Here is a 26603-nt window from a genome sequence, read left to right on the forward strand (position 1 = left end):
CGCTCTGGATCCTCGCCGGGTTCATGGTCCTCACCGTCGTCCTCGGGCTGCTCGCGGTGCGCCGCCAGGAGCGCGGCGGCGGGCTCGCCGAGTGGTCGGTCGGCGGGCGGTCGCTCGGACCGGTGTTCATCTGGGTGCTGATGGCCGGTGAGGGGTACACCAGCTTCAGCTACCTCGGTGCCGCCGGCTGGGGCTACAACTACGGGGCGCCCGTCCTCTACGTCGTCGCGTACATGTCCTGCGGTTACGCCCTCGGTTATCTCGTCGGCCCCATGCTGTGGGGTTACGCCCGCCGCCACGGCCTCGTCTCGATCAGCGACATCGCCGCGCACCGCTACCGCCGGCCGTGGCTCGGCGCGCTCGTCGCCGTCCTCGCGACCGTGTTCCTGCTGCCGTACATCCAGCTGCAGATCACCGGCATGGGCGTGGTCGTGTCGACGATCTCGTACGGCGGCATCGGCCTCGACCTCGCCTACTTCCTCGCCTTCGCCGTCACCACCGCCTTCGTCGTGGTCAGCGGCCTGCGCGGCAGCGCCTGGGTGTCCGTCCTGAAGGACGCGCTGGTCATCCTGACCCTGGGCTTCCTCGCCGTGTACATCCCGCTGCACTACTTCGACGGCCTCGGCGACTTCGCCCACCGTCTCGTCGACGCGAAGGCGGAGTGGCTGAGTCTGCCCGGTCACAACGGCCGGACGAGCGGTTACGGGGTGGGCTGGTTCGCCTCCACCACCGTCCTGAACTCCCTCACCGTGGTCATCTTCCCGACCACCGTCGCCGGCTACCTGGGCGCCCGCGATGCCGACACCCTGCGCCGCAACGCCGTCTGGCTGCCCGCGTACAACATCCTGCTGTTCATCCCCATGCTGCTCGGCATGGCGGCCCTCTTCGTCGTCCCCGGCCTCACCGGCGCCGACTCGAACCTGGCCCTGTTCAAACTGGTCATCGACGCCCTGCCCGAGTGGGCGGTGGGCGTGGTCGGGGTCGCGGCCGCGCTCTCGTCGATCGTGCCGATGGCGGTGTTCATGCTGGTCATCGGCACGATGTGGGGGCGCAGCGTGCTGTCCCTCGTGCCGCGGCTGAAGCGCCGGGAGAAGGGGATCTCGCAGGTCGTCGTGGTCGTCGCCGGGACGCTCGCGCTGATCCTCACGTACACCGCGCCCAACACCCTCGTCCGGCTGTCCCTTATCTCGTACGAGGGGATGGCGCAGTTCGTGCCGTTGCTGCTGCTGGGGCTGGTGTGGCGGCGGATGACGCTGTACGGGGCGCTCAGCGGGCTCGCCGTCGGTGTCGGGATCGTCTGCGGTCTGGTCTTCACCGGCCACGACCCGCTGTGGGGTGTGAACGCCGGGCTGCTCGCGCTCGCCGCGAACCTGGCCGTCGCGATCCCGGTCAGCCTGTACGGGCCCCAGGGGGCCGCGGGGGAGGAGCCCGTCGAGCTCGCCGACCTGGACGAACCCGACGAGCCCGACGAGCCCGACGAGTCCGGGAAGGAGGGGGCGGTCAGCGCCCCCGTCCCACCGCGAGGGTGACGACCGCGCCCGCGACGCCGAGGACCGCCGAGGCGCCGGCCGCGACGTCCGCGCCGGCCGTCGACAGGGCCAGGGCGAGGGCGACGCCGGCCGAGGAGCCGATGTAGCGGGCGGTGTTGTTGGCGCCGGAGCCCATCGCCGCCCGCGCCTGCGGTACGGAGTCGACGGCGAGGCGCGGCAGCGCGGCGTTCAGCAGCCCGCTGCCCGCGCCCGCCACGATCAGGCCCGGCAGCAGCCGCGGCACCGAGGCGTCGTCCAGGGTGCCGAGGAGCGCGAGGACGCCGGCGGTCGACAGGACGAAGCCGAGCGCGAGCTGGTACGTGGCGGACAGCCGGCCCGCGAGCCTGCGGGTCTGCAGGGCCACCACGAACGCCGTGCCCGACCAGGCCAGGAACAGCCAGGCGGCGGTCAGCGGCGACAGTCCGCCGCCGCTCTGGAGCAGCGCGGGCAGCACGCTGAAGAAGCCGATCACGGCGAGGCCGGTGAACAGCGCCCCGGCGGTGGCCGCGCGGAACGCCGGGCGCCGGAACAGCGCCAGGTCGATCATGGGCGTACGGCTGCGCCGCTCGACGCCCGCGAACACCGCCGCCAGCACCACCGCCGCGAGCAGCAGCAGCAGCCCCACGCTCGGGCGCAGCCAGCCGTCCCGGCCCAGGGTGAGCGCGGTGAGCAGGGCGGCGAGCGCGAGGCCGAGGGTGAGCGCGCCCGCGATGTCCGGGCGGCCGTCGCGCGGGGCGCGGGACTCGGTGAGGGTACGGGTGCCGAGCGCGGCGGCCACGAGGGTGGCCACGGCCAGCGCCTCGTACGTCAGCCGCCAGTCGGCCAGGCTCAGGCTGCCCGCGAGCAGCGGGCCGAGCGCGATGCCCGCGCTGACGAACGCGCCCCACACCCCGGTCGCCCGTATCCGGTCCACGCCCGCCGGGTACGCGTGGGCGAGCAGGCCGAGGCTGGCGGCGAGCACGGCGGCGCTCGCCGCGCCTTGCGCCACGCGCGCGAGGACGAAGGTGAGCGTGGAGGAGGCGAAGGCGCCGAGGCCGGTGGTGAGGCCGAGGGCGAGGGTGCCGAGAAGGAAGACCCGGCGCCGGCCGTGGTCGTCGGCGAGGCTGCCGGCCACCAGGAGCAGGACGGCGAGGCCAAGCGGGGTGCCGTTGAGCAGCCAGGCCTGGAGGGAGGCGGGGGTGCCGAAGGCGCGGCTCATGGACGGCAGGGTGAGCATCGGGGCCGTGTAGTTCATCAGCGTGAGCGCGGTGGCGGCGCTGGTGACGGCCAAAGTGGCGCCGGGGCGGGAAGAGCGGGAAGAGCGGGACGTGCGGGAAGGGGGAGCGGAAGCGCCGGCGGACGGGCGGGAGGACCGGGGGGCGGGCGCCGGGCGCGGCTCCCCTGAGCGGCGACGGTACGCGCGCGGGGCGGCGGGGTCGCCGGTCCGGGCGTCGGTGTCGGCGGGAGCGTGCGGGGGCATGGCGGGACCTCGGCTTCCGTAGGTTCGTTCACTGAACCTTGAGCGTGGGCCCCACCGTAGCAGTCAAGGTTCAATGATTGAACCCACCCGGGTACACTCGGTCCCATGGCTCTCGGCAAGGACTACGCGACCCAGCAGTGCTCCATCGCCCGCGCCCTCGAAGTGATCGGCGAGCGCTGGACCCTCCTCGTCGTGCGCGACGCCTTCTACGGCGTACGGCGCTACAACGACTTCCTCGTCCACCTCGGCGCCCCCCGCGCCGTCCTCGCCGCCCGCCTCCAGTCCCTCGTCGAGGACGGGGTCCTCGACAAGCGGCGCTACCAGGAGTCCCCGCCGCGCGACGAGTACGTGCTCACCGAGCGCGGCCTCGCGCTGTGGCCCGTGATCCGCTCGCTCGGCCTGTGGGGACGCGGGGGCCCGCCCGGTGAACCGACCGCGCCTCCCATGCGTCTCTTCCATCACACCGACTGCGGCACCGAGCTGGGGCCGTACGGCGAGTGCCCGGCCTGCCGGGCCGTCGTACCCCCGGCCGATGTCGAGATGCGGCCCGGCCCCGGACTCGATCCGGATCCGGCCGATCCGGTCAGCCGCGCGTTGCTGCGGCCCCGTCGGCTCCTCGTCCCCCTGGACGGCGATCCGGTATAACAGTCGGAAGAGTCCGCACAGGCGGAAGAGTCCGCACAGGCGGACGAGGGAACGGATGGCGGTCCGCCGACACGGACAGCCGACGGTGAAAGGAGGAGACGGTATGCCCCGCGGGTATCTGCTGCGCGTTCTCGCGCCGGTCTTCTTCCTCCTCGCCCTCGCCGACCTGCTCGTACCGCTCTTCGCCGACGGCGCCGGCGGTGGCGTGACCCTGTCCGCCGCCTTCGCGCTCGCGGCGGCCTCCGCCGTCTGCGCGCTGATCGGCGGGGCCCGCGCGGCCCTGCCCGTACCGCCGACCCGGGTCCGTACCGCCCTGCGCGACCGCGCCCGGCGTACCGCCTTCCTGCCGCAGCGCGACCCCGATGCCCGGGGCCGCCGCAGGCCCAGGGCGCCCGGCCGCTGCCTTCCGACGGCCGCGTAAAGGACCCCGTACGCCGGTACGCCGTACCCGCCCCGCTCCGGGCGCGTACCCCCGTGCCCGCGTCGAGCATCGCCCCGGCGTCCTGCGCGGTTCCGTCCTGCCGAGATCGACAGATCACGCGATCACGCGATCACTGACCTCTTCCGGCACGACGAGACCCCTCGGAGGGCTCCCATGTCCCTGTTCTTCGACGCCTTCGCCGCCCTGATCGAACGCTGCGCCGACCTGCTCACCCCGCTGTTCGCCGGCGCCTCGACGGCCGCCGCCATCGTCCTGTTCACGATGGCGGTACGGCTCGCGGTCCACCCCCTCTCGCGGGCCGCCGCCCGCGGCCAGAAGGCCCGGGCCCGGCTCGCCCCGCAGCTCGCCGCGCTGCGCAAGAAGCACGCGAAGAACCCCGAGCGGCTGCAGAAGGCGGTCATGGAACTGCACGCCAAGGAGAAGGTCTCGCCCCTCGCGGGCTGCCTGCCGAGCCTGCTCCAGGCGCCCGCGTTCTTCCTGATGTACCACCTGTTCTCCAGCGGCCGGATGGCCGGCCACGACCTGTTCGGCGCCCCGCTCGTCGGCCGCGCCGCCGACGCCTTCGGGCAGGCGGGACCGTTCGGCCCGGCCGGTCTCACCTACCTCGCGCTCTTCGTGATCGTCGCCGTCACCGCCACGTACACCTTCGTGCGCACCCGGCGGCAGCAGGCCGCCGCGCCCGCGACGGTGGACACGGACCAGCCCGGCGCCGGGGCCGTCATGGCGCTCACCCGCCACCTGCCGCTGCTGTCCTTCGCGACCCTGATCACCGTCGCCGTGGTACCGCTCGCGGCCGCGCTCTACGTCGTCACCAGCACGGTCTGGACGGCCGTCGAGAGGGCCTTCCTGTACCGGGACATGCCCGCCGCGGCGCTCGCCTCGCCGGCCGTGGGCGCGTGACGCCGGCCCGTACGGGGTCTGTACGAGCCGTCCCTACGAGCTGTCCCTACGAGCCGTCCCTACGAGCCGCCCCTACGGGGTGTGCCGTACGGGGTGTGCCGGGGTGTGCCGTACGGGCTGTTCCGAACGTGCACACGGCTGTCGCGTAAGGGTCCAGAGGGTGGGCGGGGTCTTGCAGAGCATCCCGATCCCGGTGGAGGATCGATCGATCCTCCGATGGCCGCACTCCATCGGCCGGGGTGCCAGGCGGTCCGCTCCCGCGGGCCGTCCGACCAGAGGGAGAAGACCATGAAGCTGCTGCGCGTCGGTCCGGCGGGCGCCGAACGGCCCGCCCTCCTCGACCAGGACGGGACGCTGCGCGACCTGTCCGCGCTGGTCGACGACATCGACGGCCGGCTCCTCTCCGACGGCTCCGCGCTCGAACGGATCCGCGCCGCGCTCGGCGCCGGGGTGTTGCCCGCGCTCGACCCGGCCGGGCTGCGCACCGGCCCGCCGGTCGGCCGGATCGGCAAGGTCGTGTGCGTCGGCCTGAACTACCACGCCCACGCGGCCGAGACGGGCGCCGCCTCGCCCGCCGAACCCGTCCTCTTCCTCAAGGCCGCCGACACCGTCGTCGGCCCGGAGGACACCGTGCTCGTGCCGCGCGGCGCGGAGAAGACGGACTGGGAGGTCGAACTCGCCGTCGTCATCGGCCGCACCGCCCGCTACCTGGAGACCGACGAGGAGGCCCGCGCGCACATCGCCGGGTACACGATCGCCCACGACGTCTCCGAGCGCGCGTTCCAGATCGAACACGGCGGCACCTGGGACAAGGGCAAGAACTGCGAGACCTTCAACCCGCTCGGGCCGTGGCTCGTCACCGCCGACGAGGTCCCCGACCCGCAGGACCTCTCGCTGCGGCTGTGGGTCAACGGCGAACTCCGGCAGGACGGCCACACCGCCGACCAGATCTTCCCGGTCGCCCAGGTGATCCGGTACGTCAGCCACTTCATGACGCTGCACCCCGGCGACATCGTCAACACCGGTACGCCGGCGGGTGTCGCCCTCGGGCAGCCGGAGCCCAAGCCGTACCTGCGGCCCGGTGACGTCGTCGAGCTGGAGATCGAGGGGCTGGGGCGGCAGCGGCAGGAGCTGAAGAGCGCGTAGCCGGGGCCGCTCTCGGGGCGGTCCTCGGGGCCGTCCCGGGGGCCGTCCTCGGGTGAGTGGCCGCGCGGCCGAAGCCGACTCGTCCCGGCCCCGCGGCCTTTCCCCGGGAGTCCGGCATCCTCGCCACACCCGGGATTCTTGTCTCTCCATACGATTTTTTACGGCGACGTTGTGCTCTTCCCGCGCGTCGGCGTCCTGTCGGAGCGTCAAAGTCTGCATATTGCCGCATATGCACGCACATGTAACACGGCGACGCCGTCGAGGAGTGGCGACGACGGCTGCCGCGGCGGCCGCCGTCGCCGCACTCGTGGGCCCTCTCGCCACCCAGGCCCTCGCCGACCCGCTTCCCGGCGGTCTCGGCCCCTGCCTGCCGGGCAGTTGCCCCAGCCCGTTCCCCGAGGTCAACAACGGCCCCCTCGCCGGCCGTGACAACAACATCAACATCTTCGTGGGCGACGACTTCCTCGTCCTCCAGGCGGCGGCGGAGGCCGAGGGCAAGGTCGTGGTCCTCGGTGACTTCGACATGAACAAGCGGGCCGGGGGCTCGCAGGTCTACAACGTCGGTGTCGTGGGCGCCGGTTCGCGCGTCCCGCCCGACAACGGCACCGACTACCTCACCACCGGCAATGACATCACCATCGCCCCTGGCCAGCGCCTGCTCGCCGAAGAGGACGGGGCCTTCGGAGAGGTACGGTACGGGGGCGTGCTCAGCGGCACCGTCCAGCCCTCGGCCGTCGAGGACCCGACCGCGGCGGACCGGTACCGGGCCCTGCGCGGGGAACTCACCGCCGCCAGCCTCTGCTACGCCTACGAGAACGGGGCACCGCGCACCGCGACCGGTACCGCCGTGAACCTCGGTTACGAGACGGCCTTCACCGGCGACGGCCACTCCGCCCTCCAGGTCTTCAACGTCGACTTCGACATGGAGTCGGCGAGCGGCGGCTCGCAGGGGCTGAGCTTCACCGGCATCCCGGCCGACGCGACCGTGCTCGTCAACGTCACCGGCGGGCCGAGCCGGACCATCGACTCCTACGTCAACGGGCTTCCGGACGGGCTGCGCGAGCGGGTGCTGTGGAACTTCCCGGACGCGACGGACGTGATCTTCGAAGGTGGCGCGCAGTTCGACGGCAGCGTGCTCGTCGGCAACCCGGCCGGCACGTCGACGGTGACGATGCCCGGCATGAACGGGCGCTTCTACACCAGCGGTTCGTTCGTCCACACCTCGGCGGCGAGCGGGGGCGGCGGACAGGAAATGCACGCGTACCCCTTCAACGGTGATCTGCCGTCCTGCGCGGTCGAGCCGACGCCGACCCCGACCCCCACGCCGACTCCCACCCCGACCCCCACGCCGACTCCCACCCCGACACCGACTCCGACGCCGACCCCCACCCCGACACCGACTCCGACGCCGACTCCCACCCCGACACCGACCCCGACCCCCACGCACCCGGGTGGCTCGGGCGGTGGGTACGGCTCCGGTGGCGGATACGGCAGCGGGTACGGCGTACGCGCGCACCCCGCGCCGGACGGTCACCTGCCGGACACGGGCGCCGGGTCGATGACCGGAAAGATCGTGATGGGCGCGACGGCCACCGGGCTCGCCCTCGCCGGCGGTGTCCTGGTGGCGCTCACCCGGCGCCGCCGCCGGATGAGCTGACCGGCCCCGGCCCCGGCCGCTCGCTCCGAGGCCGAACCGAGGTCACCCCGAGGGCGTCACAGCGTGACCGTGACGCCCTCGCGGGCCGACCGCCGGGCCGCCTCCAGGACAGCGAGCGCGGCGGCGGCCTCGGCGGCCGGCACCGGGTTCGGGCCGGTGCCGCGCAGGGCGGCGGCGACGGCCGCGTAGAAGGCGGGGTAGTCGCCCGGCAGGGTCCGGACCGGGGTGCCGCCGCCGGTCAGCGGGGACTCGCCGGAGCCGATCCGGCCCCACAGCCCCTCCGGTTCGAAGCCCCACCCGCGGCCGCCGCCGGCGCCAGGGCGCCGGCCCTCGCGGAGCGCGGCCTCCTGCGGGTCGAGCCCGTACTTCACGAACCCGGCCTCCTGCCCCAGCACCCGGAACCTCGGCCCGAGCTGGGCGGTGGTGGCGCTCACCCACAGGTGGGACCGGACGCCGTTCGCGTGGGTCAGCGCGAGGAACGTGTCGTCGTCGGCCTCGGCGCCGGGGCGGCGCACGTCGGACTCGGCGTACACGCGGACGACCGGGCCGAACAGGACCAGCGCCTGGTCGACGACATGGCTGCCGAGGTCGTACAGCAGCCCGCCGATCTCCGCCGGGTCGCCGGACTCGCGCCAGCCTCCCTTCGGCTGCGGCCGCCAGCGCTCGAACCGGGACTCGAAGCGCTGCACCTCGCCCAGCGCGCCCTCGGCGATCAGCGCGCGGAGCGTGAGGAAGTCGTTGTCCCAGCGGCGGTTCTGGAAGACCGAGAGCAGCAGCCCGCGGTCCTCGGCGAGGGCGGCGAGCGCGCGCGCCTCGGCGGCGGTGGCGGCGAGCGGCTTGTCGACGACGACCGGCAGGCCCGCCTCCAGGGCGGCGGTGGCGACCGGGACATGGGTCTTGTTGGGCGAGGCGACCACGACCAGGTCGAGTTCGCCGGCCCGCGCGAGGACCTCGTCGGCCGAGCCCGCGACCCGGACGCCGGGGTGCGCGGCACGGGCCCGCTCCGCGCGCTCGGGGTTGCCGGTGCTGACCGTGTCCAGGACGAGGTCGGGGGAGGCGGCGATCAGCGGGGCGTGGAAGACGGAGCCGGCGAGGCCGTAGCCGACGAGCCCGACGCGGAGCGGCGACGACGGGGTGGCGGGGGAGGAGGCGGGGGCAGGGGAGATCATGGTGTCCACTCTGGCGGTGCCGCCGCCGAAGCGCTAACGCGTACCTGTGTACGTGACGTACGAGGCTACGAGTCGGCGGTCTCGCTCCGCCGGGCGTCCAGCGCGGCGGCCGCCGCCTCCAGCAAGGTCCAGCCGTCGAGCTCCTCCCGCTGCTGTGCCCCCGGCTGCCAGCCGCGGGCCAGCGCCTCGTCGAGCAGGGCCCGGACGGCGCCGGGCTCGTGCAGGTTGAGGGAGGCGCCGCGGGTGTACCCGACGTCGCCGGAGCCCAGGGGAGCACCGCCCGGGACGTATCGGCCGGGGCCCTCGGTGAACACGATGTGCAGCGCGGGGCGTCCGGGGCCCGCCTCCTGCGGGAACAGCGTCAGGGTCTCGCGGCAGTTCGAGGGCCGGCCGTCGGCCGCCGTGTCGTGGCGGTGGCGGAGCGACCACAGGTAGACGCGTCCGTCGGCGACGAGGCGGCGAGGGGTGTTCCCACTGCGAGGCATGGCGTCGAGGGTACGCGGCCCGGGTTCGGCGAGCTCGGGGAATACCGGGAGGACCGGGAGGGCCGGGAAGACCGGCGATCCGATGAGCGGACAGGCGGACCATACGCTGATCGGGCGGAAGGGGTGAGGCGTACGGAGGGCGGCGCCGCGCCGCGGCCCCGCGCGCCCGCCCGGCGTGGCAGCGTCGCGGGCAACCGCACGTCCGCGAGCTGCAAAGGCACCCGCCCATGCGACTGCGCAACGCCCTCGCCCTCGCCGCCCTGACCGCCGCCGTCCCCGCCGCACCCGTCGTCTCGGTCCCTCTCGCGCAAGCCCACGCCCAAGAGATCCCCGCGCGGGCCCAGACGCGGGCGCCCGGCTGCGGTGCGGCCGGCGCCCGGGAGTTCCCCGTCGAGGCCGTCATCCGCGGCGGCCCCGTCGACTACCCGCCCGGCGGCGGCTTCCGTACCTGGGACCTCGACCTCACCAACACCACCGGCGCGCCCTGCGGCGACCTCCACCCGGTCCTCGTCCTCGCCGACCACGACCGGGCGCTGCGGCCGGCCCAGATCCGGGCCGAGTTCCACGACGCGGAGGCCCGGCAGTGGCGGCGGGTCACCTTCGAGGGCACCGACCAGGACGAGAGCGTCGGCGTGTTCGACGAGGCCCCGGCCACGCCCGGCGGCGGGCTGGCGTTCCGCGGGTTCACGGTGCCCGCGGGCGGGACGCTCACCGTCCCCGTACGGCTCGCGTTCAGCGCGGGCGCCGCGTCCGAGGAGGTCGAGGTCAGCGCCGCGATCGTGCGGAAACGGGGCGACGACGGCGACTGGGTCGGGGAGACGGGCGTGTACCGGCTGACCATCGGCTCGGGCGACCCGGACGCCGGAATCGCCCCGGACACCGAATCGCCCGCCGTCCGTCCGGGCCCCTCCGCGCACCCCTCCGCCGCCGCGTCGGTCCCGCCCCTCGAACCCGATCCCCGCACCAGCGCCCTGCCCGCGACCCCGAAGACCGACCCTGGTGCGCCCCCGATCCCGAAGCCCGTCCCGCCCCCGGCCCCGAAGCCGACCCCCAGCCCCACCCCGGAGACCGACCCCGGGTTCGATACCGATACCGATACCGATACCGATGCCGATACCCACACCGAAACCGAAACCGACACCGAAACCGACACCGAAACCGACACCGAAACCGACACCGAAACCGACAGCGTCGCCCCCGACCGGCCCGAACTCGCCCGTACGGGACGGGAATCCGCCTTCCTCCTCGCCCCCGTCTCCGCCGCTCTCCTCGCCGCGGGCGCCGCGCTCCTGTTCCCGGCCCGCCGCCGTGCCGCCGCCCGCACCCGTCGCGCCCGGCACGCGTAGGTCACGCTCCGTACACCTTGCCGTTCACCCGCGTCTGCGACCATCGCCGCGTGGAGAACCAGAGCAGCGTCTCGGACCTGCGGCCGCAGCCCGGCGCGCCCGTCCGGTCCGGCATTCCCGAGCACGGCCGGATCCCGAAGTACTACGCGGTCAAGGTCAAAGTCGCCGCGCTCATCGACGAGTTGGGCGAGGGCGGGCTGCTGCCGACGGAGCGTGATCTCGCCGTGCGCCACGAGGTGTCCCGGGAGACCGTCCGGCAGGCGCTGCGCGAATTGCTGCTGGAGGGGCGGCTGCGCCGGCAGGGGCGGGGGACCGTGGTCGCCGGGCCCAAGCTGGAGCAGCCGCTGTCGCTCGCCAGCTACACCGAGGGCGTCCGCCGCCAGGGCCGCCGCCCCGGCCGTACGCTCATCTCCCTCGACCGGTTCCCGTGCCCCGAGGCGCTCGCGCCCGAGGTCGGCGTGGCGGCCGGCGCGCCCGTGTGGCACATGGAGCGGGTGCTGCTCGCCGACGACGAGCGGGTCGGCCTGGAGAGCACGTACGTCTCCGAGGCCCGAGCTCCGGGCCTGGACGCCGAGTTCGACCCGAACTCCTCCTTCTACACCTATCTCCACGACCGGCTCGGGGTGTCCTTCGGCGACGCCGACGAGCGGATCGAGACCGTGCTCGCCACCCCGCGCGAGGCGCTGCTCGTCGGCACCCCGCCCGCGTTGCCCATGCTGCTGATCCACCGCATCTCGCGGGACACCGCCGGCCGGCCGCTGGAGCGGGTGCGCACCCTCTACCGGGGGGACCGGTTCAGCTTCACCGCCCACCTGGGCCGACAGGCGCGCCCCTAGGGCCTACTCAGGCCGGCCCACCAGTCCTACCAGTCCCACCCGTCCCGTCAGCTCCATCAGCTCCGTCGATGAGTGCGGCGAAGGCGTCGAGGACCCGGCGCAGGCCGAAGGTGTAGGCGTGGGCGGGGTCGTGGGCGCTGGCGTGCGCGGCGCCCGCCGCCGCGCCGACCCGGACGGCGGTCGGGTACGCCTTCTCGTCGAGGACCCGGGCGAGGAGCGGGGCGTTCAGCTCCCACCACTGCCCGTCGTTCATGGCGCTGTCCTGCTGGGCCGCGCGGGTGTCGGCGGCGGCGCGGGCGCAGGCCTGCACGAAGGTGAGCAGGTGGGTCAGGCAGTCGTCCATCTCCACGTCGCCGAGGCCGAGGCCGTCGAGCGCGGACAGTTCGTGCTCGTACTTCGCCATCTGCCCGGGCCCCAGCGGCGGCCGGGTGGTGGAGACGGCCGCGGCCCAGGGGTGGCGGGCGAAGAGGGCGGTGTTCTCCTCGGCGACCGCGGTGACGCGCCGGCGCCAGGGCTGCCCGGCGGTGTCGGTGCGCGGCATGCGGGCGTACGCGGCGTCGAGCATGAGGTCGAGGAGTTCGGCCTTGCCGGGGACGTAGGTGTACAGCGTCATCGGGACGACGCCGAGTTCCTTGGCCACCCGGCGCATGGTCAGCGCGTCCAGGCCCTCGGCGTCGGCGAGGGCGGTGGCGGAGTCGACCACGGCGTCGATGCTCAGGCCCCGGCGTGGTCCCCGGCGGCGGTCGGTGGGGGCGGCGGCGTCGGGGGAGGCGTCGCGCCACAGCAGGCGGAGGGTGTGGGCGGGGTCGCCCGCGCTGGTTCGTTCCGTAGGCACAGGGTCATCCTCTCGCGGAATCACTTCGCATATTTTCTCTGTACGATGTACATTGTACGACGTACAGAGAATGAGAACCCTGTGCGATCCCGGAGGAGTGCCCATGAAGATCACCTCTACTGCCGTGTCGCTCAATGTCGAGGACGTCCCCGCGTCCAGCGCCTTCCTCGTCGAACACTTCGGATTCCGTGAGGAGATGGCCGCCGACGGCTTCGCGTCCCTGACCCGCGACGACGCCGGCGTGAACGTCGTCTTCCTGCGCCGGGGGCTGGAATCCCTCCCGGCGGACCAGCGCGACGCGCACGCCGCCGGCCTGATCCTCGCCTTCGTCGTCGACGACCTCGAAGGCGAGCTGGCGCGGCTGAAGTCCGAAGGCGTCGCGATCACCATGCCGCTGACCGACGAGGAGTGGGGCGAGCGCGCCTTCCAGGTCCGCGACCCCAACGGCGTCATCGTCCAGCTGGTCGACTGGAACGCGCCCACCGCTCAGTGAGGCCGCGGCCCGGCCGGGGTGTCACTCGCTGACGCGGGGACCTGAACGGCCTTGGGGATTCCCGGACTTCCGAGGGATCCCCGAGGTCGTTCCTCGTGGCCCGTCCCCGACCGCAGAAGATCACGGGAGGGTAACGGGTCTAGTCCAGGCTTGTCGGTCCGTTCACCGTCCCGTCGCCCACCGGACCGGTCCGGGCAACCCGCCGCCGCGACGGTAAGTGCCATGAAGGTCATCGTCGTAGGAGCCGGCGTGGTGGGTGCCATGCACGCCTGGCAGGCAGTGGAACGCGGCCACGAGGTCGTGCACCTCGAGCGTGAGGCGGAGGCGCGCGGCGCCTCGCTGCGCAACTTCGGTCAGGTCTGGGTCAGCGGCCGCGCGGGCGGCGAGGAGCTCGACACCGCCCTGCGCGCCCGTGAGTTGTGGGAGGGAATCGGTGCCCGCGTCCCCAAGCTCGGCTTCCGGGCGATCGGTTCGCTCACCCCGATCCGCGGCGACCTCGAACGCGCCGTCGCCGAGGCCGCCGTGGCCCGCGACGACGCCGCCGCCCGCGGCTACAAGCTGCTCACCGCCGACGAGGCCCGCGCGGTCAACCCGGCCCTGCGCGGCTCCTTCGACGCCGCCCTGTGGTGCGAGCGGGACGCCGCCGTCGAGCCCCGTACCGCCCAACTCGCCCTCCGCGAGGCGCTGCTGGCCTCCGGCCGCTACACCTTCCTGCCGAACCGCGAGGTCCGCGAGGTCGTCGGCGAGAACGCGGTCCGCGACGACCACGGCGACGTCCACTCCGGCGACGCCGTCGTCCTGTGCACCGGCGCCTGGCTGTCCGGCCTGGTCCGCGAGGTCGCGGGCGACATCCCGGTCCGCCGCGTCCGGCTCCAGATGATGCAGACGGAGCCGCTCGGCGAGGCGCTCACCACCTCCGTCGCCGACGCCGACTCCTTCCGTTACTACCCGGCCTACGCCTCCGAGGCGCTCGACGAGCTCAACGCCTCCCAGGCCCAGGACCCGACCGCCGCCGCCCACAAGATGCAGCTGCTCATGGTGCAGCGCCTCGACGGCGGGCTGACCATCGGCGACACCCACGAGTACGAGCACCCCTTCGCCTTCGACACCGTCGAGGAGCCGTACGAGCACCTCACGCGCGTGGTCGAGTCCTTCCTCGGCCGCCCGCTGCCGCGCATCCGCCGCCGCTGGGCCGGCGTGTACGCGCAGTGCGTCGACACCACCCGGGTCGTCCACCGCCAGCAGGTGCGCGACGGCGTGTGGCTGGTGACCGGACCCGGCGGCCGCGGCATGACCTGCTCGCCCGCCATCGCCGAGACCACCGCGAACGAACTGGGCTGGTGAACCCATGAACAACGCAGCACACGCCGCATCCGCACAGCGCCACGACCTCGTCGTCCTCGACATGGCCGGCACCACCGTCGCCGACGGCGGCCTCGTCGAGCAGGCCTTCGCCACCGCCGCCGAGCGCCTCGGCGAGGACCCGTCGACGATGATCGACTACGTCCGCGCCACCATGGGCGAGTCCAAGATCTCCGTCTTCCGGCACCTCTTCGGCGGCGACGAGGCCCGCGCCCAGCAGGCCAACCTGGCCTTCGAGGACGCGTACGGCGAGCTGGTCGCGGCCGGGAGGATCGAAGCCCTCCCCGGCGCGGCCGACGCCATCGCCACCCTCACCGAGCAGGGCCGCACCGTCGTCCTCACCACCGGCTTCGCCCGGGTCACCCAGGACGCCATCCTCGACGCCCTCGGCTGGCGCGACTCCGTCGCCCTCACCCTGTGCCCGGCCGACGCGGGCGGTCGCGGCCGGCCCTACCCGGACATGGTCCTGGCCGCGTTCCTGCGCACCGGCGCCGTGGACGACGTCCGGCGGATCGTGGTCGCCGGCGACACCTCGTACGACATGCTCAGCGGCGTCCGTTCCGGCGCCGGGATCGTCGCGGGCGTCCTCACCGGCGCCCACGGCGGAGACGCGCTCACCGATCACGGCGCCACCCGTGTCCTGCCGTCGGTCGCCGGACTGCCCGCGCTGATAGGGGAGTACGAGGCATGACGGCGCCTCCCGCCGAGGCGGCCGGCGCAGCGGCCGCCTCGGGCATCCGCTTCGACGGCGTCTCGGTCGCGTACCACGGCACCACCGTCCTCGACCACCTCGACCTGACGGTCGAACCCGGCGAGGTCATGGCCCTGCTCGGTCCCTCCGGCTCGGGCAAGACCACCGCCCTGCGCGCCGTCGCCGGATTCGTCCGGCCGGCCGCCGGGCGGGTCTTCATCGGCGGCCGCGACGTCACCGACCTGCCGCCGTACCGGCGCGGCATTGGCATGGTCGTGCAGCAGTACGCCCTCTTCCCGCACATGCGGGTGGCCGACAACGTCGCCTTCGGCCTGAAGGCGCGCAAGCTTCCCAAGGCCGAGATACCCGAACGGGTCGCCGAGGCCCTGGAGATGACCGGCATGGCGGCCTACGCGCAGCGCTACCCGCGCGAGCTGTCCGGCGGCCAGCAGCAGCGCGTCGCCATCGCCCGCGCGCTCGCCATCCGCCCCGACGTGCTGCTCCTCGACGAGCCGCTGTCCGCGCTGGACGCCCGGCTGCGCTCCGGGATGCTCACCGAACTCGCCCGCCTGCACCGTGAGTTGCCGCATGTCTCCATGCTGTACGTGACGCACGACCAGGTCGAGGCACTGACCCTGGCCGACCGGATCGCCGTCATGGACCGGGCCCGGCTCCAGGACTGCGGCACCCCGCGCGAGCTGTACCGCAACCCGCGCAGCGAGTTCACCGCCTCCTTCGTCGGCAACGCCAACCTGCTGCCGGTGACGGTCCGTTCGGACGGGAAGGACGGCGTCCTGCTCGACGACCTGGCCCTCGACGTGCCGGTCGCGGACATCGCCCCCGGCGCCGGCGCCACCCTCTGCGTCCGCCCCCACCTCGTCGGTCTCGGCCCCGGCCCCAACGCGCTCCAGGGCAGGATCGCCGAGGTGCAGTGGCGCGGCGCCACCCACCGCCTGGACGTGACGGTCGGCACCGCCGGCCACCGGGTCAAGGCCGATGTCCGCGAACTGCGCGAGACCCCGGCCGTCGGGGACGAGGTGACGCTCCACTTCGCGCGCGAGGACGCCGTCCTGCTGGCGGCGGGAGTGAACGCGGGAGACCACGATGGCTAGCCGGGGCCCCGCGCTCACCAAGAAGGCCGCCGGGCCCGGCACCGAATCCGCGCTGGCGAAGGGGACGAAGTCCGGAGCCGAGACCGCGTCCGAGACCGCGCCGGAGCCGGGCCCCTCCCCGGCCCCGGCCCCCGCCCCCGTACGCGAGACGCCGGATCCCGTACGGGAGACCCCCAGGCGGCGCACCACCCCCGCCTGGGTCTGGTCCCTGCCCCCGGTCCTCGCCCTCGGCCTCGTCTTCCTCTACCCCCTCGCGCTCGTCGTCCGCGAGTCCCTCGCCCCCGGCGCGTACGCCCAGGTCTTCGCCTCCGCCGCGTTCCGCGACGCGCTCGGCACCACCGTGTGGCTCGCCGTCGCGGCCACCGCCGGCTGTCTGGTCCTCGGCTTCGTGCTCGCCCTGGTGATCGCGTTCGTGCCGTTCCCCGGCGCCCGGGCGGTGTCGAAGTTCATCGACGTCTTCCTCTCCTTCCCGTCCTTCCTGATCACGCTCGCCCTGCTGTTCCTGTACGGCACGGCGGGCATGGCCAACGGACTGTGGACGGACGTCACCGGCGCCGACAGCGGACCGTTCGCGTTCCTGACCACCCCGTGGGGCGTCCTGCTCGCCGAGATCACGTACTTCACCCCGTTCGTGATGCGGCCCCTGCTCGCCGCCTTCTCGCAGCTCGACACCGCCCAGCTGGAGGTCGCCTCCTCGCTCGGCGCCCGCGCGCCGCGCATCGTGCGCAAGGTGATCCTGCCCGAGGCGCTGCCCGCGCTCGCCGCCGGCGGCAGCCTCGTCCTCGTCATGTGCCTCAACGAGTTCGGCATCGTGCTGTTCACCGGCGCCAAGGGCGTCACGACCCTGCCGATGCTCGTCTACGGCAAGGCCATCCTCGAATCCGACTACGCGGCGGCCTGTGTCGTCGCCGTCGTCAACGTGGTGATCTCCGTGGGTCTTTACACCCTCTACCGCGTCCTGGTCTCCCGGACCGGTGCCGCCCGATCGCAGGCGGGAGGCGGTCGCCGTGCTGGTGCATAGCCGCGCCGGACGCTGGGGCGCCTGGGCCCTGTTCGCGGTCCTCTTCGTCCCGCTTTTCGCCCTGCCCCTCCTCGTCATCGTCACCGCCTCGTTCAGCACGAACTGGTCCGGCGCCTTCCCCTCCGGGCCGACCACCGAGCACTACACGGCGGCCGTCCGCGGCGAGTCCCTCCAGGCCCTCACCACCAGCCTGGTCACCGCCCTCACCGCCGGCGTGCTCGCGCTCGTCCTCGGCACCTGGGCCGCCCTCACGGCGGCGGCGCTGCGGAAGCGGGGCCGCCGGATCCTCGACGCGCTGTTCGTGCTGCCGGTGGCGGTGCCGTCCGTCGTCGTCGGCCTCGCGGTCCTGGTCGCCTTCTCCCAGCCGCCGTTCCTGCTCAACGGAACGCGCTGGATCGTGATCCTGGCGCACACCATTCTTGTCACCGCGTTCGCCTACCAGTCGGTTTCGGCGGCCATCCTGCGTCTCGACCCGATGTACGAGCAGGCGGCGGCCAGCCTGGGCGCCCGTCCCTCGTACGTCCTGCTCCGCGTGCGGCTGCCGCTCCTGCTGCCGTCGCTGAACGCGGCGGCCGGCCTCTGCTTCGCCCTGTCCATGGGCGAGCTGAGCGCCACGATGATGCTCTACCCGCCGGACTGGCTGCCGCTGCCGGTGCGGATCTTCACGGCCACCGACCGGGGCTCGCTGTTCACCGGCTCCGCGCTCGCGGTGGTCCTGATGACGGCGACCCTCCTCGTGCTGTTCGCCGTGTCCCGGATCCGCACCAAGGCCACGTACCGATAGGACCTTTCTTTTGGATCTTGCTGGGCTCGCGGGGTCCGGCACGCGCGCTCGCCGCGTTGTCGTCAGTCGCCAACGCTCCGCGTTGTCTCCCTCCTCCGCCTTGCGATCACACGCACCGGACCCCGCTCCCTGATCCAGCCTGATCCAAAAGAAAGGCCCTAGCACCCCCGGCACCGCGCCGGCGCCCCACGCCTCCCGACGTACCCTCCTGGAGAAGAACCCATGAGCACCACCCCCCGCTCCTCCCGCGTCCTTCGCGCCTCCTCCGTCAAGCCGGTCGCCGCCGTCGCCGGCTGCCTCGTCCTCGCCGGCACGCTCACCGCCTGCGGCGGCGCCTCCGCCGCCGACGAGAAGGTCGTCACCGTCTACAGCGCCGACGGTCTCAAGGGCGAGGCGGGCGACGGCTGGTACGACAAGGTCTTCAAGGATTTCGAGAAGGAGACCGGCATCAAGGTGAAGTACGTCGAGGGCGGCTCCGGCGAGATGGTGCAGCGCGCCGCCCGCGAGAAGAGCAACACCCAGGCCGACGTCCTCGTCACCCTGCCCCCGTTCATCCAGCAGGCCGACTCCAAGGGCCTGCTCGCGACGTACGAGCCGAAGAACTCCGAGCGGGTGGAGGGCGCCAACAAGGCGGGCAACGGCACCTGGGTGTCCGTCGTCAACAACTACTTCGGCTTCATCCAGAACAAGAAGGAGCTGGACCCGGCGCCGACGACCTGGGAGCAGCTGCTCGACCCGAAGTACAAGAACAAGGTCCAGTACTCCACCCCGGGCGTCGCGGGCGACGGCACGGCCGTGCTCATCAAGGCCATGCACGACTTCGGCGGCAAGGACCAGGCCATGGAGTACCTGAAGAAGCTCCAGGCCAACAACGTCGGCCCGTCCTCCTCCACCTCCAAGCTCGCGCCCAAGGTCGACAAGGGCGAGATCCTGGTCGCCAACGGCGACGTCCAGATGAACTTCGCGCAGGCCAAGTCCATGCCGAACCTCTCGATCTGGTTCCCCTCGAAGCAGGGCGGCACGCCCACCACCTTCGCCCTGCCCTACGCCGGCGGCCTGGTGAAGGGCGCCCCGCACACCGAGAACGGCAAGAAGCTCCTCGACTTCATGCTGGGCGACCAGGCCCAGCGTGAGATCAGCGCCATCGGCGGCGGCTTCCCGGCCCGCCGGGACATCCGGCCCACCGACTCCAACGCGATCGAGCTGGAGAAGCTGCTGGTCGGCGTCGACGTCTTCGAGCCGGACTGGAACGACATCGACAAGAACCTGACCGCGTACGTCGACGCCTGGAAGTCCGCGACCGGCAGCTGAGAGTTCACCGGACCACCACCGCGCGACTCTTTTCCGCGCCAGGGGGTCGCGGAAGGATAACGGGTACGGACCACAGGCCAACACCCCTGGTGCGCCAGGGGTGTTGGCATGCCCGCAATCCCCCCTCTGGAGGCTCTCGCATGCCGACCCCCGGCCCGTCCCGTCCCACGGCTCCCCACGGCCCCACCCGGCGCTCGGTGCTGGCCGCCGGTGCCACGGCCGCCGTCGCCACCGCCGCCGCCGGCCTGGTCACCGCACCCGCCGCCGCGGCCGCCACGACCGCCTCGGCCTCCGCCGTCGCCGCCCCGACGCTCCCGAACGGCACCAGCATCCGCAAGGTGCTCGTCGTCGGCATGGACGGCCTGCGCCACGACCGCATCGACGCCGCCGCGGCCCCGCACCTCAAGTCCCTGATGGCGAACGGCACCTACGGCCGGTCGCTGCTCTACAGCAACCCGATGGCCGCGACCCTCTCCGGCCCCGGCTGGTCGACGATCTCCACCGGCGTGTGGCCCGACAAGCACGGCGTGAAGGACAACACCTTCACCGGCCGCAATTACAGCGCCTACCCGGGCTTCCTCGCCCGCCTGCACCAGGTGCGCCCGGAGCTGTCGCTGTTCGCCGCCGTCGACTGGCCCGAGCTCGACACGTTCGGGACCGTCACTCCCGGCGCCGACGCCAAGGTCGTCTACAACAACGACTACGCGGTCAACGACCTCACGATCACCGAGATCACCGAGGACGTGCTCCGCCACCAGAACCCCGACGTCCTCTTCGTCTACTTCGGCGAGACCGACGAGATCGGCCACGACCACGGCGCCGCCGACCCCCGCTACCTCGCCGCCATCGACGTCCAGGACGGCTACCTCGGGCGGCTCCTCGCCGCCATCGAGGCCCGCCCGACCCGCGCCGCCGAGGAGTGGACGGTCATCGTCGCGACCGACCACGGCCACACCGACGCCGGCGGCCACGGCGGTTCCAGCGTCGAGGAACGGCGGACGTTCGTGCTCGCCCAGGGCCCCGGCATCGCGGCCGGCGCCCGGCCCGTCGACACCCGCCTGGTCGACGTCGCCGCCACCGTCTTCCACCAGCTCGGCATCACCCCGGACCCGGCCTGGGGCCTGGACGGCAAGCCGGTGCAGAAGCGTTCCACCGACCCGTTCGACACCCTGCTGCCCGCCCTCGCCGGCCGCGCCGACGAGACCGGCATCCCGGCCGGCGTCCTCGGCTTCACCCACACCGCGCCCAGCGGCTGGTCGGTCGTCGACAACGCCATGGGCACGGGCGGGGTGACCGAGTGGCGCGGCTGGTCCTTCGCCACCGACGAGTTCTGGTCCCGCTCCGAGCGCGACCAGTGGCGCGAGCTGAACGTGCGCTCCCGGGGCGTGTTCGCCGTCGCCGACTCCGACGAGTGGTCCGACAAGGCCTTCTCCGGCCCGTACGACACGACGCTGGTCAGCCCGGCGTACGCGGTCGCCGGCGCCGCCCGCGTGAACCTCGCCTTCACCACCCTCTACCGGCAGGAGGGCGCCCAGAGCGCGCAGATCCTGGCATCCTTCAACGGCGGTACCCCGACGGTCGTCAAGAGCTACACGGCGGACGTGCTCTCCAAGCCGCAGACGGTCACCGTCCCCGTGCCGGCCGGCGCGTCCAGCGTCTCCTTCCGGTTCCGCTACACCGGGGCCAACAACTGGTACTGGGTGATCGACGGAGTCGAGGTCACGACGTCCTGACCCGCCGGGACTCCTGCGAACGGTCGGGCCCGGGCGTCCTGCCCCGACCCGACCGGGGACGCCCGCGGTACCGCGTCAGATGTACTCGACCAGGTCCGCGATCGAGTCCTTCACATGGGTCGGGCGGTACGGGAACTTGCCGATGTCCGCCGGCGCCGTCAGGCCCGTGAGGACGAGGAACGTCTCCATGCCCGCTTCGAGACCCGCCAGGATGTCGGTGTCCATCCGGTCGCCGATCATCGCGCTGCTCTCGGAGTGCGCCCCGATCGCGTTGAGGCCGGTGCGCATCATGAGCGGGTTCGGCTTGCCGACGAAGTACGGCTCCTTGCCCGTCGCCTTGGTGATGAGCGCGGCGACCGCGCCTGTCGCGGGCAGCGCGCCCTCGGCGGAGGGGCCGGTCTCGTCGGGGTTCGTGGCGATGAACCGCGCGCCGTTGTTGATCAGCCGGACCGCCTTCGTCATGGCCTCGAAGGAGTACGTCCGGGTCTCGCCCAGGATCACGAAGTCGGGGTCCGCGTCGGTGAGGATGTAGCCCACCTCGTGCAGCGCGGTGGTCAGCCCGGCCTCGCCGATGACGTACGCGGAGCCACCCGGGTGCTGGGTGTCGAGGAACTTCGCGGTGGCGAGCGCCGACGTCCAGATGTTCTCGGCGGGGACGTCCAGGCCGATGCGGCTGAGCCGGGCGTTCAGGTCGCGGGCGGTGTAGATGGAGTTGTTCGTGAGGACCAGGAACGGGCGGCCGGAGTCGCGCAGTTTGGCGATGAACGCGTCGGCCCCCGGCACCGGGATGCCCTCGTGCATCAGCACGCCGTCCATGTCGGTGAGCCACGATTCGATGGGCTTGCGCTCTGTCATGTTGCCGGTCTCCTGTCGGGGCGGCTTGCTGGGGCGCCGGGACGACGCTGTGCCGACGCCCTCAGCCTAGGGCCTGGGCTTGTGGACCCGAGCGGCCGGTCGGGGCGGATTCCGCCCCGTTCCTCCCTCGTTCCCTCACCGCTTGCTTCCCTGCTTCCTTGCCCGTCGCCTTCGCCGCTTCCTCCCCCGCCCGCCCTGCGCGTCAGGCCGGGCGGGGCGGCGGTCACGTCCTAGCGTGGTCCGGAACGATCCACGCGGACCGCCGCCGGGATCCAGACCCCCTGGAGAACCGTTGACCACGCCCCTCTCCGCACTCACCGGGGACTACGTCCTCGACCCCGCCCACACCCGGATCGGCTTCGTCGCCCGTCATGCCATGGTGACGAAGGTCCGCGGCGCCTTCCACGAGTTCGAGGGCTCCGCCCACCTGGACGGCGCCGATCCCACGAAGTCCACCGCCCAGGTGGTGCTCAAGACCGAGAGCATCGACACCGGCGTCGAGCAGCGCGACCAGCACCTGCGCACCAACGACTTCCTCGACGCGCCCAACTTCCCCGAGATCACCTTCCGCACCACCGCCGTCGAGGTGCGCTCCGACACCGACTACCGCGTCACCGGCGACCTCACCATCAAGGACACCACCCGTTCCCTGACCATCGACTTCGCGTACACGGGCAACGCCGTCGACCCGACCGGGAACCTCCGGGTCGGTCTGGAGGGGTCCGTGACCATCTCCCGCAAGGACTTCGGCGTGACGTGGAACGCGGCCCTGGAGGGCGGCGGCGTCCTGGTCGGCGACAAGGTCGTCCTGGAGTTCGACATCTCCGCGATCAAGCAGGGCTGATCCGCCGGACGCGGCCCGACCGACGCCCTCGCCCCGCCGGCCCACCCGGGATGCGGGCGGGGGCGATTCGGGTGAATCTGCCAGTACCAGGAGGTCACCATGCGTTCAGGTCCCATCGCGCTGCGTGCCGCCACGGCGGCCATGGTGCTGGTGCTCGCGCCCGCGGCGGGCGTCGCCCAGGCCCACGACGAGGTCCGGGTCACGGTCACCCCGCCGAACGCGCCGCCCGGTGCCGGGGTCGCCCTCAAGGTCACCGGCTGTGGAGGCGACTCGGGGACCGCCACGTCCCCGGCCTTCACCGCCGGGGCGCGGCTCACCGGCCGGGAGCAGGGGCAGGGGCGGAGCCAGGACCGGAGTCAGGACCAGAGCCGGGGGCCGGTGCAAGGCCACGGCTGGGAGCGGAGATGGGGGCAGGACCAGGGGCAGGGGCAGTGGTGGAGCCAGAGCGGTGATTGGGGTGGCGATCGGTCCGGTGACCGGGGCGGTGACCGGGGTGGAGACCGGAGTGGTGATCAGGGGCGCGGGAAGGGCGGCGAGCTGTCCGGTGACGCCCGGCTGAAGGACCGCCTCGACGAGGGTACGTACCCGGTCAGCGTGTTCTGCGACGGCCACGGCCACCAGGACGTCGGCACCCTCAGGATTCCGCGGAGCGAGGAGCCGGCCCGGCGGCCGAGTTCCCACCCCTCCCCGGTCGCCCCGGTCCACGCGGGCGGCGGCGGGACGGCCGCGTTCGCCGCGCCGGCCGCGCCAGGGGTGGCGCAGACGGCGAGCGACGAGGGTCTGGGCACCCCGTACACCGTCCTCGGGCTGGTCTTCGCCGCCCTCGCCGCCGCGGCCGTCGCCGTCCGGGGCGGCGCCCGACGCCGGGCCGAGGGGAGTGCCGGGGCCGATTCCGGGGGCGGCGCCGGCCGGGTCGCGGACTGAGCGCATGCCCTCCGGGCGGGCGCTGACCGGGACGGCCTGGGCGGCCCTCGTGCTGGGCCTGTGGCTCTGGGGCCAGGACGCCGTCCCGTCGCCCGGCCTCACCACGGCGCCGACCACCGGCGACATAGCCGCCGCGGGGCGTCCGCCGGGCGTCCCGCTCCCCCCGGCGCACGCCCCGGTCGCCGCGGTCGGCCCGCGCCGGGTGGAGATCCCGTCGATCGGTGTGTCGGCGCCGGTCGTGCCGCGCGGCCTCGACGCGGACGGGGCGATCGAGCCGCCGCCGTACGCGAGCGCCGACACCGTCGGCTGGTACGAGGCCGGCACCCGGCCGGGCGCCCCCGGGGCCGCGCTCCTCGTCGGGCACGTCGACACCGAGACCGGCCCCGCCGTCTTCTACGGGCTGAGCGCGATCCGGCCCGGCGCGGAGGTGGCCGTGACCCGTTCGGACGGGAGCGTCGCGCGCTTCACCGTCGACGACGTACAGGTTCTGCCCAGGGACGGTTTCGACCCGCGCGCGGCGTACGGCCGGCGGCTGCCCGGCCAGGCCGAGCTGCGGCTGATCACCTGTGGCGGCGCCTTCGACCGGGCGTCCGGCGCGTACACGGCGAACGTCGTCGTCTCCGCGTATCTGACCGATGTGTGGGAGCCGCCCCCGGACCGCTGAACAGGACATACGACTGAGGCCCTCCACCTGATGGTGAAGGGCCTCAGTCTTCGCGTGCGCCGCCAGGGACTCGAACCCCGGACCCGCTGATTAAGAGTCAGCTGCTCTAACCAACTGAGCTAGCGGCGCCTGCTGACAGAGATAACTCTACAGGACCTCCGACCGTGCTCCGCACCATTTCCCGCCCGGTCCGGCCTGTCGGATGGTCGTACTGGGCCTTCATTCCGTCAAAATGCGATTTGTCCAGACAGTTGAGACACTGGCGCCCGTGTCAGAGCGCCAAGAGATCTTGACGAGTGTGGAGGGGAACACATGAGTGTGCCGGTCTTCGAAGAGTTCGAGCCCGAGGCCGACTGCGGGTGCGCGGGCTGTGCCGGGCAGCGGCGCGCCCACGCGCTCGGTCTTCCGGTACGGGCCGGGGGCCACCCGGCCGCGCATGGCGCGCGGCGCGCGTTGGTGCTGGTCACGGCCACAGGGGCGGTGCTCGGCGCCGGAGGCGCGGGCCTGGCCGCCGCGGCGGAGCCGGCGCCCGTGGCGAGCGGGGCGAGCGGAGCCGGGAGCGTGACCCCGGTCGCGGACCGGGCGGCGGACCCCGGCACCCCGCAGGGGGACCAGGGGCCACTGCGCGGTCGCGCCGCCGGTTCCGGCCCGGCGTCGGCACCCGCCTCGGCCCCGGTCCCGGCTCCGGCTTCCGTGCCGGACGCGATCCAGGCCGCCACCCGCAGCGCCGTCCCGACCCTGCGCAAGACCACCCGCGGCGCGATCGTCGACCGCGCCAAGACGTGGGTGACGGCCAAGGTCCCGTACGCGATGGACCGCTACTGGAGCGACGGCTACCGCCAGGACTGCTCCGGCTACATCTCGATGGCCTGGAACCTCCCCGCCAACGAGTGGACGGGCAGCCTCACCCGCTTCGCCGACCGGATCTCCCGCGCCGACCTCCAGCCCGGCGACATCCTGCTCTTCCACAACGCGGCCAGTCCGACGCGCGGCTCGCACGTGACGATCTTCGGCGGCTGGACGGACGCCTCGCACACCTCGTACCTCGCCTACGAGCAGACCAAGCCGGGCACGCGCAAGCGGACGACGCCGATGGCGTACTGGCAGGACGCCGACCGGTACGTCGCCTACCGCTACAAGGGGCTGACCGGGAGCGGCGGAGCCGGCGGTACGGGCGGGGGCGCGGCGGCCACGGCGTTCCCGGGCGCCGGGAAGTTCGGTCCCGGCGCGGACAACGCGTACGTCACCCGGCTCGGGAAGCTGCTGGTGGCGCGCGGTGGCGGGTCGTTCTACCGCCAGGGGCCGGGCTCGCGCTGGAGCGAGGCGGACCGGCGGGCCACCGAGGCGTTCCAGCGCGCGCAGGGCTGGAAGGGAAGCGCGGCGGACGGACTGCCGGGGCCGCGGACCTGGTCGCTGCTGGTGACGGGGCAGGGCAGGGACATCGGCGGTTCGGGTGGTCCGGACGGGTCGAGCGGATCTGCGAGCGCGTTCCCCGGGCGTGGCTCCTTCCGTCCGGGCCAGTCCAGCGCATATGTGGAGAAGCTGGGCAAGCAGCTGGTCAAACGGGGCTTCGGCAAGCACTACACGTCGGGTCCCGGTCCGCGCTGGACAGAGGCCGACCGCCGCAACGTCGAGTCCTTCCAGCGCGCCCAGGGCTGGCGTGGCGCGGCGGCCGACGGCTACCCGGGCCCGGAGACCTGGCGGCGCCTGTTCCGATGACCCCGACAACATGAGGTGACGACCGAATGACGGCATCGATCCCCACGACCCCCATGACGCCGGGCCCGGGCCCCCTCCCGGCCGAAGCCGGCGCGGCCGCCAGCCGCGACGCGGCCCGCACGGCCCGCCGGCTCACCGACGGCCGCCTGCGCCCGAGCGCCGCCCCGCCGGGCGACGACCGGCCGGCGTCCGGCGGCGATACGGGGACGCCACCGCCGGAACCCGAGGGCGCGGGCTCGTCGGGCGAGACGCCGGAGGTGCGGGGGGAGGGCGCCGTCGAGACGGTCGCGGCGCCGGTGATGGCCGTGGAGGTGGCCGTGGCGGAGCCGCCGGTGGTGGAGCCGGAGGTGGTTCCGGCCGCTTCGGTGGTCGCTGCGGCGGTTGCTGCGGATGTCCTTGAGGTGGCTGAGGTGTCCGAGGCAGTTGAGGCCCCAGAGGCCCCAGAGGCCCCAGAGGCCCCAGAGGCCCCTCAAGTGGTTGAGGTGTTTGAGGTCCCGGTTGCCTCACCTGCCCCGGTCGTCCTGGAGCGGACGGTCGAGCCCGCCCCCACGCCGCCGACGGAGAACGCCTCCCCGGAACCGGGGCCGGGGGCGGGGTCGGCCCCCGCCCCCGCCCCCCCACCCGCCGCGGTAAACCCCGCA

25 protein-coding genes, 1 tRNA gene and 1 pseudogene are annotated in these 26603 nt (G+C 73.4%); 21 read left to right on the forward strand and 6 right to left on the reverse strand.

What is annotated here, in order from left to right:
* Positions 1–23 precede the first annotated feature (23 nt).
* On the forward strand, positions 24–1529 hold the full coding sequence (locus ABZ693_RS26535; protein ID WP_359882072.1) for a sodium:solute symporter family protein: 1506 nt from the start codon (positions 24–26) through the stop codon (positions 1527–1529).
* On the opposite strand, the gene ABZ693_RS26540 is transcribed toward ABZ693_RS26535, so the two are convergent.
* Positions 1501–2988 carry an MFS transporter gene (locus ABZ693_RS26540; protein WP_435842549.1) on the reverse strand — a complete coding sequence of 496 codons (1488 nt, stop codon included), beginning with the start codon at positions 2986–2988 and terminating at the stop codon, positions 1501–1503. The genes ABZ693_RS26535 and ABZ693_RS26540 overlap by 29 nt on opposite strands.
* Positions 2989–3093: 105 nt before the next feature.
* Between ABZ693_RS26540 and ABZ693_RS26545 the strand changes: the two genes are divergently transcribed.
* The 5 genes from ABZ693_RS26545 (at position 3094) to ABZ693_RS26565 (ending at position 7778) form a co-directional block, all read left to right on the forward strand.
* Positions 3094–3633, forward strand: a complete 540-nt coding sequence (locus tag ABZ693_RS26545; protein ID WP_359882003.1) for a winged helix-turn-helix transcriptional regulator — start codon at positions 3094–3096, stop codon at positions 3631–3633.
* A 103-nt stretch (positions 3634–3736) separates the two neighbouring features.
* A complete protein-coding gene (locus ABZ693_RS26550; RefSeq protein WP_359882005.1) occupies positions 3737–4054 on the forward strand; it encodes a DUF6412 domain-containing protein in 318 nt (105 codons plus the stop codon).
* A 174-nt stretch (positions 4055–4228) separates the two neighbouring features.
* Positions 4229–4975 (forward strand): YidC/Oxa1 family membrane protein insertase, encoded by a 747-nt coding sequence (locus tag ABZ693_RS26555; protein WP_359882007.1) that lies wholly within the window; start codon positions 4229–4231, stop codon positions 4973–4975.
* Positions 4976–5263: 288 nt separating this feature from the next.
* Entirely contained in the window at positions 5264–6121 is an 858-nt protein-coding gene (locus ABZ693_RS26560; protein WP_359882009.1) for a fumarylacetoacetate hydrolase family protein, read from the forward strand.
* Positions 6122–6386: 265 nt separating this feature from the next.
* Entirely contained in the window at positions 6387–7778 is a 1392-nt protein-coding gene (locus tag ABZ693_RS26565) for a choice-of-anchor A family protein (protein WP_359882011.1), read from the forward strand.
* A gap of 56 nt (positions 7779–7834) precedes the next feature.
* Here ABZ693_RS26565 and ABZ693_RS26570 read toward each other — a convergent pair whose 3' ends face one another.
* Together ABZ693_RS26570 and ABZ693_RS26575 are read right to left on the reverse strand one after the other, a co-directional pair.
* A complete protein-coding gene (locus ABZ693_RS26570) occupies positions 7835–8947 on the reverse strand; it encodes a Gfo/Idh/MocA family oxidoreductase (RefSeq protein ID WP_359882014.1) in 1113 nt (370 codons plus the stop codon).
* Positions 8948–9012: 65 nt separating this feature from the next.
* Complete coding sequence (locus ABZ693_RS26575) at positions 9013–9432, reverse strand: hypothetical protein (RefSeq protein WP_359882016.1); 420 nt, start codon at positions 9430–9432, stop codon at positions 9013–9015.
* Between the two features lie 227 nt (positions 9433–9659).
* Between ABZ693_RS26575 and ABZ693_RS26580 the strand changes: the two genes are divergently transcribed.
* Together ABZ693_RS26580 and ABZ693_RS26585 are read left to right on the forward strand one after the other, a co-directional pair.
* A complete protein-coding gene (locus ABZ693_RS26580) occupies positions 9660–10778 on the forward strand; it encodes a hypothetical protein (protein WP_359882019.1) in 1119 nt (372 codons plus the stop codon).
* Positions 10779–10828: 50 nt separating this feature from the next.
* Positions 10829–11614 carry a GntR family transcriptional regulator gene (locus ABZ693_RS26585; protein ID WP_359882022.1) on the forward strand — a complete coding sequence of 262 codons (786 nt, stop codon included), beginning with the start codon at positions 10829–10831 and terminating at the stop codon, positions 11612–11614.
* Between the two features lie 7 nt (positions 11615–11621).
* On the opposite strand, the gene ABZ693_RS26590 is transcribed toward ABZ693_RS26585, so the two are convergent.
* Complete coding sequence (locus tag ABZ693_RS26590; RefSeq protein WP_359882023.1) at positions 11622–12449, reverse strand: TetR/AcrR family transcriptional regulator; 828 nt, start codon at positions 12447–12449, stop codon at positions 11622–11624.
* A 103-nt stretch (positions 12450–12552) separates the two neighbouring features.
* On the opposite strand from ABZ693_RS26590, the gene ABZ693_RS26595 reads away from it, so the two are divergent.
* The 8 genes from ABZ693_RS26595 (at position 12553) to ABZ693_RS26630 (ending at position 20956) form a co-directional block, all read left to right on the forward strand.
* The gene (locus ABZ693_RS26595; RefSeq protein WP_359882025.1) at positions 12553–12942 is read left to right on the forward strand and encodes a VOC family protein; all 390 of its coding nucleotides are present in this window, start codon (positions 12553–12555) and stop codon (positions 12940–12942) included.
* A gap of 222 nt (positions 12943–13164) precedes the next feature.
* Positions 13165–14286 (forward strand): TIGR03364 family FAD-dependent oxidoreductase, encoded by a 1122-nt coding sequence (locus ABZ693_RS26600; protein ID WP_359882027.1) that lies wholly within the window; start codon positions 13165–13167, stop codon positions 14284–14286.
* A gap of 4 nt (positions 14287–14290) precedes the next feature.
* Positions 14291–14995: a phosphonatase-like hydrolase gene (locus ABZ693_RS26605; protein ID WP_359882030.1), complete on the forward strand. Its 705-nt coding sequence runs from the start codon at positions 14291–14293 to the stop codon at positions 14993–14995.
* The gene (locus ABZ693_RS26610) at positions 14992–16107 is read left to right on the forward strand and encodes an ABC transporter ATP-binding protein (RefSeq protein ID WP_359882032.1); all 1116 of its coding nucleotides are present in this window, start codon (positions 14992–14994) and stop codon (positions 16105–16107) included. The genes ABZ693_RS26605 and ABZ693_RS26610 overlap by 4 nt, the downstream gene beginning before the upstream one ends.
* Positions 16100–17128: a 2-aminoethylphosphonate ABC transporter permease subunit gene (locus ABZ693_RS26615; RefSeq protein WP_359882035.1), complete on the forward strand. Its 1029-nt coding sequence runs from the start codon at positions 16100–16102 to the stop codon at positions 17126–17128. Before ABZ693_RS26610 ends, ABZ693_RS26615 begins: the two co-directional genes overlap by 8 nt.
* A complete protein-coding gene (locus ABZ693_RS26620) occupies positions 17115–17912 on the forward strand; it encodes an ABC transporter permease (protein WP_359882038.1) in 798 nt (265 codons plus the stop codon). Before ABZ693_RS26615 ends, ABZ693_RS26620 begins: the two co-directional genes overlap by 14 nt.
* 222 nt (positions 17913–18134) lie before the next feature.
* Entirely contained in the window at positions 18135–19223 is a 1089-nt protein-coding gene (locus ABZ693_RS26625; protein ID WP_359882041.1) for a 2-aminoethylphosphonate ABC transporter substrate-binding protein, read from the forward strand.
* A 140-nt stretch (positions 19224–19363) separates the two neighbouring features.
* A complete protein-coding gene (locus ABZ693_RS26630) occupies positions 19364–20956 on the forward strand; it encodes an alkaline phosphatase family protein (RefSeq protein ID WP_359882043.1) in 1593 nt (530 codons plus the stop codon).
* A 75-nt stretch (positions 20957–21031) separates the two neighbouring features.
* On the opposite strand, the gene ABZ693_RS26635 is transcribed toward ABZ693_RS26630, so the two are convergent.
* Complete coding sequence (locus ABZ693_RS26635) at positions 21032–21811, reverse strand: HAD-IIA family hydrolase (RefSeq protein ID WP_359882045.1); 780 nt, start codon at positions 21809–21811, stop codon at positions 21032–21034.
* A gap of 292 nt (positions 21812–22103) precedes the next feature.
* Here ABZ693_RS26635 and ABZ693_RS26640 point away from each other — a divergent pair, with 292 nt between their 5' ends.
* The 3 genes from ABZ693_RS26640 (at position 22104) to ABZ693_RS26650 (ending at position 24243) form a co-directional block, all read left to right on the forward strand.
* Positions 22104–22655, forward strand: coding sequence for a YceI family protein (locus tag ABZ693_RS26640; RefSeq protein ID WP_359882048.1), 552 nt, complete (start codon positions 22104–22106; stop codon positions 22653–22655).
* Positions 22656–22754: 99 nt separating this feature from the next.
* Positions 22755–23579, forward strand: a complete 825-nt coding sequence (locus ABZ693_RS26645; RefSeq protein ID WP_359882050.1) for a hypothetical protein — start codon at positions 22755–22757, stop codon at positions 23577–23579.
* 4 nt (positions 23580–23583) lie between these two features.
* Positions 23584–24243 carry a class F sortase gene (locus tag ABZ693_RS26650; protein WP_359882052.1) on the forward strand — a complete coding sequence of 220 codons (660 nt, stop codon included), beginning with the start codon at positions 23584–23586 and terminating at the stop codon, positions 24241–24243.
* 55 nt (positions 24244–24298) lie between these two features.
* On the opposite strand, the gene ABZ693_RS26655 is transcribed toward ABZ693_RS26650, so the two are convergent.
* Positions 24299–24372: transfer RNA gene (locus ABZ693_RS26655), tRNA-Lys, on the reverse strand.
* Between the two features lie 183 nt (positions 24373–24555).
* Here ABZ693_RS26655 and ABZ693_RS26660 point away from each other — a divergent pair.
* Together ABZ693_RS26660 and ABZ693_RS26665 are read left to right on the forward strand one after the other, a co-directional pair.
* The gene (locus ABZ693_RS26660; RefSeq protein WP_359882055.1) at positions 24556–25962 is read left to right on the forward strand and encodes a peptidoglycan-binding protein; all 1407 of its coding nucleotides are present in this window, start codon (positions 24556–24558) and stop codon (positions 25960–25962) included.
* Positions 25963–25988: 26 nt separating this feature from the next.
* Positions 25989–26603, forward strand: a pseudogene (locus ABZ693_RS26665) (hypothetical protein); the annotation flags it as partial.

The sequence above is a fragment of the Streptomyces laurentii genome, assembly GCF_040635425.1.
GTDB classification, from domain to species: Bacteria; Actinomycetota; Actinomycetes; order Streptomycetales; family Streptomycetaceae; genus Streptomyces; species Streptomyces laurentii.

Bases quoted from the DNA above. Each gene is read 5' to 3' on its own strand.
- ABZ693_RS26535 (WP_359882072.1), top strand. From the start codon at position 24: ATGGTCCTCACCGTCGTCCTCGGGCTGCTCGCGGTGCGCCGCCAGGAG.
- ABZ693_RS26540 (WP_435842549.1), bottom strand. From the start codon at position 2,988: ATGCCCCCGCACGCTCCCGCCGACACCGACGCCCGGACCGGCGACCCC.
- ABZ693_RS26545 (WP_359882003.1), top strand. From the start codon at position 3,094: ATGGCTCTCGGCAAGGACTACGCGACCCAGCAGTGCTCCATCGCCCGC.
- ABZ693_RS26550 (WP_359882005.1), top strand. From the start codon at position 3,737: ATGCCCCGCGGGTATCTGCTGCGCGTTCTCGCGCCGGTCTTCTTCCTC.
- ABZ693_RS26555 (WP_359882007.1), top strand. From the start codon at position 4,229: ATGTCCCTGTTCTTCGACGCCTTCGCCGCCCTGATCGAACGCTGCGCC.
- ABZ693_RS26560 (WP_359882009.1), top strand. From the start codon at position 5,264: ATGAAGCTGCTGCGCGTCGGTCCGGCGGGCGCCGAACGGCCCGCCCTC.
- ABZ693_RS26570 (WP_359882014.1), bottom strand. From the start codon at position 8,947: ATGATCTCCCCTGCCCCCGCCTCCTCCCCCGCCACCCCGTCGTCGCCG.
- ABZ693_RS26575 (WP_359882016.1), bottom strand. From the start codon at position 9,432: ATGCCTCGCAGTGGGAACACCCCTCGCCGCCTCGTCGCCGACGGACGC.
- ABZ693_RS26580 (WP_359882019.1), top strand. From the start codon at position 9,660: ATGCGACTGCGCAACGCCCTCGCCCTCGCCGCCCTGACCGCCGCCGTC.
- ABZ693_RS26595 (WP_359882025.1), top strand. From the start codon at position 12,553: ATGAAGATCACCTCTACTGCCGTGTCGCTCAATGTCGAGGACGTCCCC.
- ABZ693_RS26600 (WP_359882027.1), top strand. From the start codon at position 13,165: ATGAAGGTCATCGTCGTAGGAGCCGGCGTGGTGGGTGCCATGCACGCC.
- ABZ693_RS26605 (WP_359882030.1), top strand. From the start codon at position 14,291: ATGAACAACGCAGCACACGCCGCATCCGCACAGCGCCACGACCTCGTC.
- ABZ693_RS26610 (WP_359882032.1), top strand. From the start codon at position 14,992: ATGACGGCGCCTCCCGCCGAGGCGGCCGGCGCAGCGGCCGCCTCGGGC.
- ABZ693_RS26615 (WP_359882035.1), top strand. From the start codon at position 16,100: ATGGCTAGCCGGGGCCCCGCGCTCACCAAGAAGGCCGCCGGGCCCGGC.
- ABZ693_RS26625 (WP_359882041.1), top strand. From the start codon at position 18,135: ATGAGCACCACCCCCCGCTCCTCCCGCGTCCTTCGCGCCTCCTCCGTC.
- ABZ693_RS26630 (WP_359882043.1), top strand. From the start codon at position 19,364: ATGCCGACCCCCGGCCCGTCCCGTCCCACGGCTCCCCACGGCCCCACC.
- ABZ693_RS26635 (WP_359882045.1), bottom strand. From the start codon at position 21,811: ATGACAGAGCGCAAGCCCATCGAATCGTGGCTCACCGACATGGACGGC.
- ABZ693_RS26645 (WP_359882050.1), top strand. From the start codon at position 22,755: ATGCGTTCAGGTCCCATCGCGCTGCGTGCCGCCACGGCGGCCATGGTG.
- ABZ693_RS26650 (WP_359882052.1), top strand. From the start codon at position 23,584: ATGCCCTCCGGGCGGGCGCTGACCGGGACGGCCTGGGCGGCCCTCGTG.
- ABZ693_RS26660 (WP_359882055.1), top strand. From the start codon at position 24,556: ATGAGTGTGCCGGTCTTCGAAGAGTTCGAGCCCGAGGCCGACTGCGGG.